The sequence below is a fragment of the Paenibacillus sp. J31P190 genome (assembly GCF_059692075.1).
In genome coordinates, this window is sequence record NZ_JCAUAS010000006.1 from 1 (window position 1) to 13,361 (window position 13,361).

At 43.3% G+C, this 13,361-nt stretch carries 11 protein-coding genes; 2 read left to right on the plus strand and 9 right to left on the minus strand.

The annotated features are described in order from the left end of the window. Positions 1 to 524: 524 nt before the first annotated feature. Together AC58U0_RS13420 and AC58U0_RS13425 are read right to left on the minus strand one after the other, a co-directional pair. Positions 525 to 2,096, minus strand: a complete 1,572-nt coding sequence (locus tag AC58U0_RS13420) for an S-layer homology domain-containing protein (protein WP_497379501.1) — start codon at positions 2,094 to 2,096, stop codon at positions 525 to 527. A 95-nt stretch (positions 2,097 to 2,191) separates the two neighbouring features. Beyond that, positions 2,192 to 3,691, minus strand: a complete 1,500-nt coding sequence (locus AC58U0_RS13425) for a DUF4153 domain-containing protein (protein WP_497379502.1) — start codon at positions 3,689 to 3,691, stop codon at positions 2,192 to 2,194. Positions 3,692 to 3,834: 143 nt separating this feature from the next. Here AC58U0_RS13425 and AC58U0_RS13430 point away from each other — a divergent pair, with 143 nt between their 5' ends. Further along, positions 3,835 to 5,634 (plus strand): ABC transporter substrate-binding protein, encoded by a 1,800-nt coding sequence (locus AC58U0_RS13430; RefSeq protein WP_497379503.1) that lies wholly within the window; start codon positions 3,835 to 3,837, stop codon positions 5,632 to 5,634. Positions 5,635 to 5,638: 4 nt separating this feature from the next. Here AC58U0_RS13430 and AC58U0_RS13435 read toward each other — a convergent pair whose 3' ends face one another. From AC58U0_RS13435 to AC58U0_RS13465, 7 genes are all read right to left on the minus strand, one after another. After that, positions 5,639 to 7,585 (minus strand): ATP-dependent DNA helicase, encoded by a 1,947-nt coding sequence (locus AC58U0_RS13435; RefSeq protein WP_497379504.1) that lies wholly within the window; start codon positions 7,583 to 7,585, stop codon positions 5,639 to 5,641. A 144-nt stretch (positions 7,586 to 7,729) separates the two neighbouring features. Continuing rightward, complete coding sequence (locus tag AC58U0_RS13440; RefSeq protein WP_497379505.1) at positions 7,730 to 8,608, minus strand: radical SAM/SPASM domain-containing protein; 879 nt, start codon at positions 8,606 to 8,608, stop codon at positions 7,730 to 7,732. An 83-nt stretch (positions 8,609 to 8,691) separates the two neighbouring features. Then, a complete protein-coding gene (locus AC58U0_RS13445; RefSeq protein WP_057301449.1) occupies positions 8,692 to 9,489 on the minus strand; it encodes a lipid II flippase Amj family protein in 798 nt (265 codons plus the stop codon). Beyond that, a complete protein-coding gene (locus tag AC58U0_RS13450) occupies positions 9,486 to 9,920 on the minus strand; it encodes an SRPBCC domain-containing protein (protein ID WP_497379506.1) in 435 nt (144 codons plus the stop codon). The genes AC58U0_RS13445 and AC58U0_RS13450 overlap by 4 nt, the downstream gene beginning before the upstream one ends. A gap of 37 nt (positions 9,921 to 9,957) precedes the next feature. Continuing rightward, positions 9,958 to 10,485 (minus strand): DinB family protein, encoded by a 528-nt coding sequence (locus tag AC58U0_RS13455; RefSeq protein WP_497379507.1) that lies wholly within the window; start codon positions 10,483 to 10,485, stop codon positions 9,958 to 9,960. Positions 10,486 to 10,942: 457 nt separating this feature from the next. Then, entirely contained in the window at positions 10,943 to 11,614 is a 672-nt protein-coding gene (gene rpiA, locus AC58U0_RS13460; protein ID WP_497379707.1) for a ribose-5-phosphate isomerase RpiA, read from the minus strand. 384 nt (positions 11,615 to 11,998) lie between these two features. Next, positions 11,999 to 12,409, minus strand: a complete 411-nt coding sequence (locus AC58U0_RS13465) for a hypothetical protein (protein WP_497379508.1) — start codon at positions 12,407 to 12,409, stop codon at positions 11,999 to 12,001. 422 nt (positions 12,410 to 12,831) lie between these two features. On the opposite strand from AC58U0_RS13465, the gene AC58U0_RS13470 reads away from it, so the two are divergent. After that, on the plus strand, positions 12,832 to 13,302 hold the full coding sequence (locus AC58U0_RS13470) for a hypothetical protein (RefSeq protein WP_497379509.1): 471 nt from the start codon (positions 12,832 to 12,834) through the stop codon (positions 13,300 to 13,302). Positions 13,303 to 13,361: the final 59 nt, after the last annotated feature.

The following is a 13,361-nucleotide window of genomic DNA, read 5'->3' on the forward strand; positions in this document are numbered from 1 at the left end:
CTGTTTATTTGGTGTGGTAACCTTAAACTTCGAGAATTTGGGGAGGTACTCCTTTTTTGCGTGCTTAAAACCCTTGCGGTAGCAAGGGTTCTAAATTATGAAATTGACTCCGTTGTACAACTATAAGCCGACGAATCCTCGTATTCCACGTGAATGTTGTAAAAAATACATCAATACCAGCCCAAATTAACTCAAAAACATAAAAAAGGGCTAAATTGTTGTACAGCGTACAACATCTTCAGCTTACCCACAAGAAATCAAGGAAATTGTTGTACACTGTACAACTTGTCTTTCTACTTCCCCATTTCGCGGAAAGCTTCGCCCTAAGAACAAATAAGCGCGAAAAACGCGCTTTCAACGAGAGTTCCTCGAGCCGAAGCTCGCCCACCGTGTCTAAGAAGTCGGAAATCGACTTCTTAGCTTACAACTCTTATCCACAAATCGGCATCTTGCATAATTTCCAATACAACAAAAAAAGCTACTTACTCTCTGTCGACAGAGAATAAGCAGCCTTTAAAAAGCAATTAGTTTACATCCACACTCACTGTAGCATGAGCAGCCTCGCTATAAATGGTAATCTTATGAGTGCTTTCGTTCAGTGGTTTGGCAGTCAGTCTCACTTCAAAGCGGGCGTTCCCATTTTCATCAAATAAATCAGTTGTTCCTAGCGAAGTGCCCGCTTTTACAATCTCGAGGTTCGGATTTTGAGGTGATACAACAGGCGTCAAGCTCTTTGAAGTGACCTCATTTTGATCAAACTGTTTTTTGATGATCGGGTTCCCATACTGGTCAAACAAATTCAATGAGATGGATGCTTTATCGCCCGCATCAATCAATCTATTTTTCATATTCGAATAGGTTATTTTGTTCGGTTCAATGAAGCTGAGAACAGGCGCGTTTCCTACTTTGAAGCTTCGAGCTGCATTAAGCTTGCTATTATTCACAAAAACGGTTACGGGTATATAATCTCTCATCTGAGAAGTATTCGCCTCTTTGATGTTAGCAATAATGACCAGGTTGCCCCACTCATCCTTTTTAAAATCTGCTGGAGCAGAACCAGCAACAATGGCCGTGAAACCCGACGTCCCAAGGGATGCCGTCTCTCCATATTGATTCATCGCTCTAACTCTAATCGTTGCTGCCGAGCTGTTCGCAATGGTTTCTTCTGGATTGATGAAGTTGATTTCGGTCACCTGCTCCGCTTGTGCTCTGAAAAAGACTTCATTTCTCGATACTGTCGATGCGTCTAGCCCAGTGATAGCAGCTGTATACTCTCCTTCACTGATCGGTGAAGATGTGAGTAAAGTAGCCCACTTGCCATCATCAGACCAAGTCACAGTTACCGGAACATTCATCGTTCCTTTGCTTAATGTAAGGCTTGCTTTTGTCTTATCTATTGTTTGATTAAACCAAACCTTCACTTTACTTGCTCCAACAGCCTGCGCGCTTACTAACGCGATTTTACCAGGTATGTATTGTTGTTTTGCTTCATAAGCACCAGTTACCAACAGTTCGCGGGTAGCAGGCATTTGACCTTCAAAAGCACCTATTGTTTCTGGGAGAAGCTTCAAGTTCAATGCAAGAGCTACGTATCCTTTTGCCCAATTGGAGACGGAGCCATCCGTTAAGGTCTTATTGCCTGCTTCTGCTTCCTTACCTAGGATTCGTACCAAGAATGTAGCAAGCTCCTCTTTTGTCACTTGACCAGCCGGGTTGTAAGCACCATTGCTGAAGCCATTCGTAATACCAGCTGATTTCAAAGCTTCAATATATGGTAATGCATAGCCAATGGCTTGATCGTATGTACTTACATCTGTAAAAGAGGAAACTCTTAAACTAGTATTAATCGGAAGATCCAAAATCATTGCCGCAACTTTAGCGAACTGTGCACGGTTCATTGGGTTCTTTAATCCGAACGTCGTTGCGGTCATGCCATCAAAAATTCCTGTGCTAATCATTGCATCGAATTTGGCTTTGGTAGAGGCGTCCAGTTGGCTCAAATCTGCGAAGTCAGATGACGTTTTTCCGAATGCGACAGATGAGAACATGGATAAAGCCATTGCAGATGTCAGTACGATAGATAGATTTTTTTTCATAACGTTTCTTCCTCCTTAGTAGCGGTTATATGTTGATAGGAATTTATACCCAGCTGCTTTGAGATCGAAACGAAATGTTTTGAAATATTTTACAATTACCGTCTTGCTTGATGCTTGGATAGATTCCAGGACGGCCATGAATAGTCTCCGGAATTTGCTTTAATGTGATCTATGGTTGCTTGTATCCTCAAATCAGGGTGCTTGGCTTGCTGTTCTTTAAGTGGCGGGATCACGTCGGTAGAGAGTCTCCCCAAATATTCAAGGTCAATGATCCCCGTTCTTTCGTACCGCTCCATGTTATTGATTACGATTCGTTGCTCGATATTCATATAATTCATCACCAGATAGGCCAGGATTGCCGTTGTGATAAAAGCTTTTGACAAGGACATCTGCTCCATCCAGATTCGGAAAAAAGCAATGATAAACAGAACACCTAAGAAAATCATGAAACCATGAACGAGTAATCTCGTTTGCGTGAAGCCATAAGCCTCTTCATACAACGAAAGCCTTCCATAAGCGGAAATGAGCATTACGATGGTGCACCCGACGAGCATCGTCAGCAATCCTTTTCGAATGGTTTCACCCATTTGACTGCTGCGACGGATCCAATGCAGGCCTGGAAACAGCAGCGAGATATTGATGATAGCGACGGCAACAAGCTCAGCAAACCCTCTTCGCGCGTACTCCGCATAGAGCACACCATTTGGTAAAAACCCATTCGCTGCTCCGAATAAATAGGAGAACTGAATGATTGCGAACAGCACGTAAACAACATTTACACACACCAACAAAGTGCCGGCTGTTATTGGATCAATCAGAAACTTTTTACTTACAGCGGCAGATTCCTCACCAATCTCTTGAGGCGTTTGGCTGACTTCGATGACTTTTGGAAAAAGAATTCCCCATAAATAGCAGAACGTGTAAAGCGTTATTCCAATCGCAAAACCGGTACGTACAATCCCCTCAGCAAACGATATTCCGTTGAACCAATGCGGGATTTCAGCCACCCATGATTGAAAAACACGATCCGCTGAAGCTAACAACCCAATAACGATGAACAATATGGGGGCTGCCAGCAAAAGACCTGCCCCAACTTTCCCCATCTTTCCCCATGCAGACTCCTTTTCGGTCTTTCTACTCGGCAGCCAAGCTTTGATCATCCCAAAAGGTACAGATAAGTAAACTATCGGCCTGCCAAAACAATGTCTAAGCAGATCCTGAAGGAACGTTGCATGATACCATGCATGCTTACTATCGCGCGATAAGACAATCGTCTGCATCGCAATGCATATGGGTAAGGCAAGCAAATTAAGCGTATGGAACAGATTGTTAGCAAACAATGTATACGTCAAAGCAATTAATACAACAGGAACTAGAAGGAACCAACCCGCTTTATTTTGTCCTTCCCACGGCTCAAAGCCGCCCAATCTTCCTTTTATGGCGTAAAAGTAAAGGCTGTAAAAGCCAAGCACACTAATCAGAACGGAGATGCCGGCGGCATGGTCAATATACATGTATTGAACCATGAAACCAAATAAACATGCGTACATAAGCATTAAACCGTATTTTCTTTGCCATGGAGCAGGATCTCTCATTGGACTTTTTCTCCTTTGTTTTACAAATGGTAAAGCAGCAAAAGCATTTGTTATTTCCTGCCCTTTATTGTAACCTGTAAAACAAGAACAAAAAGTGTAAGTTTAAATTTCATAATTTCATATTTTATTTCCGGAGGTTAAAGGTGAAAATACGCAAGCATTATTTAACACTTCGACGTTCATTTCCCCAGGACCATGAAGAGCACCCACTCGAAATAACGCTAGAAGAGCTAGCGTTACATTTGGACTGTACGCACCGCAATATGGTGCTGCTTCTCAAGCGAATGCAGCAGGAAAAGTGGCTCACTTGGCTGCCAAAAAAAGGCCGCGGTAATCGTTCAACCCTTATTTTCCATGCGCGTAAAGAAGATATGCTTCTGGAGGAAGCAAAGGAATTAGTCGCGAAACAGGATTTGCATTCTGCACTTGAACTGCTGCAAGCAGCCGAGCACGAATCAACCCTACGAGAACAATTCCAAGTTTGGTTGTCAGGGCAATTCGGCTTTCGGTCTGAAGTGCAAGGTCAGCGTCGAACGGATATTTTGCGCTTCCCGCTTACGCAAACGATTCACGCCTTAGACCCTGCAGCCATTCATTATACGGGGGAATCGCATCTCGTGAATCAGCTCTTCGATGGGCTCGTTCGGATGGATGCCAAAGGAGATCAGATCCTACCTCATCTTGCCCACGCGTGGGATGTAGATGCTTCTCGCACCTTATGGACCTTTTATCTCCGCAAAGGTGTGCAGTTTCATCATGGCCGCGAGATGCTGGCGAGCGATGTGAAATATTCACTTGAACGGCTCGGGCGCTTAGCGCCGCGTGGTCTGTATAGCTGGGCTTATGCGGGCATCATTGACATCACAACACCAAATGAAACAACAGTTTGCATTCAACTGTCTGAACGCAATGAATTATTTCTCGGATTCTTAACGACCAATCGGGCTTCTATCGTCCCAGCAGATGTGTGTGAAGCAGCCGGTGGACTGATGGATAAGTCACCCATTGGCACAGGACCTTTCCGTTTAACTGGACACGAACAAGGGATATGGATCTTGGAGGCATTCCCTGCTTATTTTCAGGGACGCGGGTTCTTGGATCGGGTCGAAGTGTGGGCATTGCCGGAGAATGAACAGACGGAATTATCAGCTGAAAAACAGCCTTTCCAAGTCATGCACAACGTACGAATTTCAGACATGGAGGCACAGCGTTGGCAGCAAGTAAGGCAATCCGGCATGACGACGAAATTCATGACCGTGAATGAATTGAAAGACGGACCGTTAAAGAATCCATTGATTCGCGAGGTACTTCACTTAGCATTGGATCAACCCTATTTGCTGGAACAGCTCTCTGGTGATGTCATTGAAGCGGCAACCAGTTTCTTCTTACAGCCAGAGCAAGATACGGATCGTTCCAATCATGTAATTAGCACGATGGGAAAGCCCATTGAAGTCGAGAAACTGCTAGCAGCTTCAGGCTACCAGAGTGACGTACTGAAGCTTGCGACCATCCCGCAATATGAGCAGGATGCGCTCCTCTTGCAGAAAATGTACGCAATGTCCGGAATCACGCTGGAAATCCTGCTCATTCCCGCTGAGGAATTCAAGGGCGAGCTGCGCATGACGGCCGATCTGCTGCTGTTTGCCGTGATGCTAGACGAGCATCGCGAGCTGCGGCTCTATGATATGTACAAGAGCATGCGGCAGCATGCTGCGCCTGATGTGCAGACCATGCTCGATGACAGCTTGCGATTGCTGCATTCCGAATCCGACCCGAAACGCAGAATGGCGCTGCTCGAGCAGTTGGAATCCCAGCTCAAGCAGCGCCACAGCCTGCTATTTCTATATCGAAAGCATCTCAAAACCGCTTACCATCCATCGATTCGCGGCATCTCCCTCGACTCGCTTGGTTGGGTGCGATTTCGCGACATTTGGTTCACATAGTAACTTATTCGCTCTTCAGTGTAACACCAGCGGGTAAAATGCGAACAATGTGCTCGCGAAGCACCACGTTATCGTGCAGTTCATCATTGAAGATGGCAATAATACCACTATCTTCGCGGGTTCTAATCAAGCGCCCGATCCCTTGTCTAAGCCTTAGCAGCATATAAGGAATATCCACCTCTTCATATGGCGAAGTTGATGCTTGACGCTTCGCATTGAAAACAGGATCTTGTGGAGGAAACGGCAGCGACCAGACAATGACGTTGGACAATGAAGGACCCGGTATATCGAGTCCTTCCCATAGGGTGACTGCAGACAACACGCTGTGTTCATCCCCCTGGAAAGAGGCAATCAAATGGCTGATTTCTTGATCCCCTTCAAACAAGAACGTCAATTCCGAACAATCCGAACGGCCTTTGATTTCCCGTTTAAACCGCTGCAATTCCTCGTGAGTTGGGAACAGAATAAGCGCTCTTCCTTCTGTTCTTTTTAACAACTGAACCGCGGATTCCATCTTTTCTTGAAACGTACCGCCAGACTCCCATTTCGGTGCGATGACTTCCATCCGTTCTGCATAATCAAAAGGTGAATTCACAGAAAATGAAAGATACTTATCAAGGCCCAAACTGTTAGCCACATAATCGAATGAACCCTCAACAGACAGTGTAGCCGATGAGAAAACGATTGGCATTTTGGAAGAAAACACATGCTCTTTCAGCACTTCTTTCACGGTTCTTGGCATGATCACAAGGCTAAGACCTGTAATGCTTTCAGTGGCCCAACAAATGAAGGTTTGATCGTTGCGGAACAATGCCAGCGCTTTCTGCATCATTTCCAAATGTTCTTCCACGATCTTAAGCTGGTAGTCGTTTAATGTGAACATTTCACCTTCAAAGACAAGCTCCTCTTCAATCTCCGATAAAATATCACTTAGACGATGGATCTCTCGCAGTAGTCGGTCGTTGATAACAATCTGCTTACGATCCGATCCAACAATCGGTTGACAGCAGCTTTCAAGTACTTCGAACATAAGTTCGCTTTGCTCAATGGCCTGATCAATACAGACGGCCAACGTCTCACGCACTTCTCCTTTTAACAAACGGATCACTAATTCCTCGAACACCATATGCTTCAGCTTGTACGTTAGTGCTTTCTGAGCAGCCGATTCCATCAGATGTCCTTCATCAAAAACAACCGTACAATGATCCGGCAGCAAAGGAAGCTGGCCTTCACGCTTTCTTCCGTCGTACGTCCATACATGTTCCATGTAGAAATCATGCGAGCAGATAATCAAATCTGCCGAACGTCGATAAGCTTCACGAGATAACGTTTGGCCGCAGCGATGGCGCTTATCACAGACGAAACAATCCTGATAAGCATCCCAACTCACCTTGTTCCATTGCTCATCATTCAGGTTTGGGTAGTTTTTACGGTCCCCATAAGCATGAAAGGTTTGCAGCGCTTCACGCGTGTGAACGAAGTCAGGAAGTCCTTCATGCAACTCTCTATATAAGCCGATATCCTCGTGTCCGAATCGTGCCTCATCAAGCTTGACGAGACATACATATTGGTCAGGCGATTTGGCAAGCCGCGCATCAATAACGAGATCCAAGTAACGCGATATTTTATCAATATCCCCACCTGGCTTGACCAATTGCTCAATCAAAGATTCATCCGCACAAGCGATGATAGCCGGTTTCTTCATGAAACGCGAGTAACATATCGCATACAATAAATAGACAAGCGTTTTCCCCGTACCCACCCCTGCTTCCGCAAAAATGGTCGATTTCTCAGCAAAAGCTCGTTCTAACTGGAACGCCATGTAAATCTGTTCGTCACGCACCTCGAAACCCGCTTCAGGTAAAACTTCATAAAATGTATCCGCAATCCAGTCAGAAACCTGCTGCATGAATGGCTGTGCGTGATCATATGCAAATGGATAACGTCCCACGTAATGTGCCCCCAACAAATAGAATTGAATCAAACTTATATTATCCCACGAAAGCTGCTTAAAAGCAAAGAATCGCTAGAAAAAGAAACGTAAGAAAAAAGCTCATTCCCCAGCACGCACGCCGCTAGAATGAGCTCTCCTATTTTACATACTAAAACGTTCGCGATATCCGCACTTTCGGCATAATTCCTCGACAACTTCACGTCTGGAAAAGCCCTCAAACAATCGGTTCGCCCTTTCACCCTCTACGATTTCGGAAAAAGGGGTTTGGTTAATATTGCCCAGATTAATGACCCCTTCCCCATCTAGACAACAAGGAATCACAGTGCCATCAACAAGAATGCCTGCTTGATTCCGCAATGCGTGACAGAAGCCCGGCCCTGCAATTTCTTCCGCTTTCAAATCCGGCCACTGGAACTCATGATCCTGATTCAGATAGACGCGATCGGCCAGTTTAACGCCTGTTCCGCGAACGAATTTCTCATCGATTTTGTAATCAAGCTCAAACTCTTTCTCGAGCAATTCCAGCACTTCACGGTTTCGCTGCCGTTCTTGGTTCGTCTGATTATCCGTATCTAAATTCCATAAACGGAATGAGATAATCACATTGGACTTGGCAACGATTTCCTTAGCAAATCGCAGGATACTCGTCACATATCCTTCCTTATCCTCAGATCCTTCGTGGCCATCAAAGCTGTGCAAGGAGAAATTCATTTGCCGCAGCGCCGGTTTATCCAGCAGCTTGTGTCTATTTTTGTTAATCAGCGTACCGTTGGTTGTGATATTGACCTTGAAGCCTTTCTCATGGCTCAAATCCAGCAGTTCGTCAATCTTCGGGTGCAGCAAAGGTTCCCCTTTGACATGCAAATAAATGTGATCCGTGTGCGGCTTAATTTGATCTAATATATTAGTAAAAGTATCGATTTTGATAAAATTAGCTTGTCGCTTCGTCTGTGGGCAGAAGGTGCAGGCCAAGTTACAAACACTTGTAATTTCGATATAAAATTTCTTGAACTTCTTCATTCTCTGGCTCCATTTCTAGCTGCGCTCCTATGATATTTGCTATTATACCAAGCAAGCCCTATGAAGGAAAGGAAATCGAACAATTAGAAAAACCATTTGACCATCCATCCAATAAAGTGAGCAGACGGAATAAGGAAAACTTGCGCTAGCAATGTGCCCAGAAATCGAGATGTCATGAGCAGCGCATAGATTTTGCCAAGCTGTCTACGCTGGGATTCGTCATGAAGTGCCTTGTCCGTGATAAGACCTAACTGCGGATCTATGAATATGGTAAGCAAAATAGTAGCAATACCGTTAATAAGTCCGGATGCTTGCGACGCTGTCGTTGCAAATTCAGGTAATAAATGCGCAGCATATAAGGAAGAAAGCACACCCACCGAATAGAAAGCTGTCACCATAATATTAATCAAAAGGAATCGTTTTGGAATCCCCAAATAACGGAATTGGCTCAGCAGCTTGACATTTGGCTTCTTCAAATATTTTTTCGTGTTCTTCAGCTGCGTCACCGTTACACTCGTAATGAGTTTCGGAATCGATCCAGCGATTTCCAGCCGGGAAATGACTCGAACACTCAGATTGATAAAAGACGGGAATAAAGCAATCGCAATCAATGTCCCAATCGAAGAGGCGAATAAACTGATTCGCAGGTATCGTTCCAAATCGAAGGTCGGTTCGATCTTAGCAAAATCAACGAAGTGCGCAGTCATTGGCGCCTGAATTAAATTCGCTGTTCGCGATACAAGGACAACAATGCCGACTAAAGAGAGTGCCACGGCAAGCTTGTTCACTCGCACCCCAGCGTATCGAATCGAGTATGACAACGTTTCCGCTGTATGGATAATCATCGTCAGAATGAAGACTAGTATGAGCGTGTTCGTCATCGTATGGACTTATCCTCATAAAGGGCGAGTAAGTCGCTGATAACCTCTTCCCAATGTGCTTTCATCTCTTCTCTTTGCTCCGCACTTTCCAGCTTCTCTTGATGGAAGCTAATCGTTGTTTTCCCTGGACTAGCGGCAGGCAGCAGACGAATTTGAAGTATTGACGTATTCGGAAAGCCATCAGGCTGCCAAGTCAGTCGAAGCTGTTCCAGCGGCTTCACCACACGAAATTCCCCTGTCGTTCCTTCTTGCGTCACGAACTTGTGTCCCTTCACAAACTGGGCCGACGCCGCATCTCCTAACCAAAGCTTTCGCCCTCTTGTTGAAGTCAGCAGCTCCCAAGCTTCCTCTTGGAAAAAGGGGAGTGTACGTCTAACACCGATTTGAAAGCCTACGGAAGCGGTCAGACCAACCGGTTTGTTGGTATTCATCTCTTCTTTCCTCCTATCGGGCTAAAATTCACCATTTTTATACCGGAAGTCGTTTTCTCATCCAACGAATCTGTCCTCGATGATTAATCTCGTCCTCAAACACGTGGTACCACATGAAATAATGGTTGGCTGGATGATTCTGCCAGAATGGATACTCCTCATACAACCAATCATCTGTCTTCGACTTGAAAACCTCATACGTTTTGCTTCGCACCTCGCTCATGATGTTGAGATAATAGTCGAGATTATTCCCCTTAATTTGGGCTCTTCCTTGATCACCAAGCTCGAGAGCTGCTCCCCATATTCTCATTTCCTCCTCGTTCAAGTCACGGTGCTCGAAAGTCTCCAACTGATAAGCAACCTCGACAGCTGCGAAGTGAAGCAGCAAAGAGCCTATGGAGTTGCTTGTTTCGTCGATTGTGTAGTCTAATTGCTCCGTTGTCAGTCCTTCCACACTTCTCAGAGTAGTACTTCTCGCGTAATTCATCATTGACATTAACCTGCTAATTTGAGGCGTATAGCCTGGGATGTCTGTGATTAAGAGTAGATTTGGTGTATCGTGCATATGTACTTTCGCTCCTTGTTTATTCGTTAGAATGATCTTATTTAGATTCGTTGTTTTGGTAGATTTCCCCTGCTTTACGTTCTTGACACCTCTCTCAAACTTCCTACAGCGTTGTTACACTAGTCTAAAAACTCTAAGGAAACTACCTCTACCAAAACAACAACAACAACTACAACAACAACAACAACAACAACAACCTCTGCAAGTTCTAAGTTCCCAGCCCCCCCGTAGGAGTATTCCTCAGAACAATATTTACTGTAAAACATGCAGTTAAATTCACTTCAGCTGCTCATTTCTCATGTATTAACTGCATTTCCTACATCAAATTCACCCGTAATTCTCTATTTGAGACTTTTGAGACGAAATTAGCTGCACATTTTGCAGATAATCCTCTCCAAAGAGCATTGAGTGCCTAATTTTGATGCACTAAATACATATAATGTGATTTCATGCCCCCTCATGGTTGGTCGATAATCATGACGCTTCCATCGTTGTATCCAATGACTAATGAACTTACCATGCGAGTAAATAAGCCATTATCAACAACACCTGGAATTAAGTTGATTTGTTTATTTAGCTCTATGGGCTCTATTATTTTTTCAAAGTTACAATCTACGATTATATTTCCATTATCCGTAATATACTCCTTATCGTTACTCATTCGTATCCTTGCATAACACCCAAGTTCCTTTAATTTATTTATTGTTAAATTTACAGCAAAGGGTACGATTTCGACAGGTAATGGAAATTGACCTAAATGTTCTACACGTTTTGATTCATCTATAATTACGAAAAACCTCTTACTATTGATTGCTAATATCTTCTCTCTGACTAATGCGCCGCCTCCTCCCTTGATTAAATTCAAGTCATTATCAACCTCATCGGCACCATCAATCGTTAAGTCTATTACATCTATTTCAGAAAAAGGCACTATAGGAATTCCTAATTTATTTGCCAATTCTTCTGAGTTTCTAGAACTCGCTACTGCCCTGATACGAAGTCCTTCCTGTATTCTTTGAGCAATTTTTTGGATTGCCCAATAGGCTGTTGATCCTGTGCCTAATCCAACTACCATACCATCTTCAATAAATTCAACAGCTTTCTCAGCTGCTAATTGTTTGGGGTTTATCATTATTTTCACTCCCTGAATTAACTTTTTTTATAACTTATTTTGCCCTCATCATATCTTAATTACAAACTTTGTCAATTGGAAAAGGAGAAGATTGCGAGAGGTTTAAATATGTATGAGAGAATTAAGACCTGGGATAAACAGCTAAAAATAAAGATTTCGTGGAAAAACAAGAAAAAAGGGCCTCTGTTCGTTGCTTTGCTGTCAACAATTAAAAGGGCTGCCAAGGAACTTCCCATTGGTAGCCCCTTATTTAATCAGAGGTATATTTCCTGTGGATTCCTGATACCCGCAAGTATCTGCCCCGCAGAGATGCAACCTAATTGAAGAAACTCAGTGCGCCTGATATTTGGTTATAGGCTGCACGGTAGTACTTACTGTTGGTTATTTTTTCTTTTTCAGTCTAAGTTTTCTGCCCAGAAAGAATTTAGCCTTAGCCTTTTTGGTGACGGGAGGGAACGGTGGGAAAACTCTGACTAATTGACGCTGCAACACATTATTATTTTCTACCGTAAACGTTGCGTTATCGATAGCAAATGTATTGACAATCAAGTTTCGGGTCGAAGGAACGGTAACCCGAATTTCATAATGGAACGGTACACCCTGTACACTGACGCTCACACTATTACTACGAGAAGCAGTAATCAAACGGTTAAATAAAGAAGCTTCGTTATCCCAGTCAATAACTTGCACCCGTATGGTCCTTGGGATTGAGTTAAGGTTTAAGATTTCAACGTGAGCAAATATAGTGGAACTGGTTTTATTAATTATGCCAGTAGAGAGAGTAACAGCCATTCTTTTCACCTCCTATTCGAAACTATCTTATGAGAGGTTTCTTTTAAGTTGACGGCAACTACCTGAGCCTAGCAAAATAAGGTGCCAGCCTTGGCCTTTGTTCTATGCAAAGCTGATGTTGCTTAATCAAACAATATCATACGCGCACAAAACACCTACATTTGTGTACATGCCCTTATAAAAAGCATTGAAATTGATGCCTATATCAACTGGAAATGATAGTTGAATAAAGGCAGCTGCCAGTCTAGAACTTTATTTTCTCGGAACACATATATGTTCGTGAAACCCTCACAAATTTACTTATATAAATAAAAAAAACAACCAGTTCGGGTCGAGGTTCTCGACATATACTAAATTTATAATTAAATCCGTAAATGGCGCAATTGGAGGGCATTACATTATTGAGAATAGGGGGAGCTGTCTTGATTAAGAAGAATCCGTACATGAAAAGGAAAATAAAAGGGAAGAAATTCATTGGGTCTGGTGTAACGCGAGTTGTATACGATTTAGGTAACGGCTATGTTATGAAGATAGCAAAATCAAAAAAAGGGATCAAATGCAACAAGAGGGAAGTAGACATGTATAAATCATCTTTGAAACCGATAAGAAAATATTTTGCGCAAATTATCGATTACGACACGGATTATCGCTGGGTAACTATGAAAAAATATGATCGGAAATTCCGAAATTCCCCAAAATATAGACGATTGCTTATGAGATTAGTAAAGAAATTTTTGGACAATGGAATCATTCCATCCAAGGGTACAGGCCAATATTATAAATCGTATGCCCTTAACCTGCGTTTAAAGAAGCACTTGCGTTTAAAGAGGAATAAACAGATCGTAGTCATTGATTATGGGGGATTTAGATTTCGTAGAAAAAAAAGCAGGTAGCGGTGATCTGGACCCTCTCTCGCTTATCTTGACAACGTATTTATTCGTTGATAAATGCT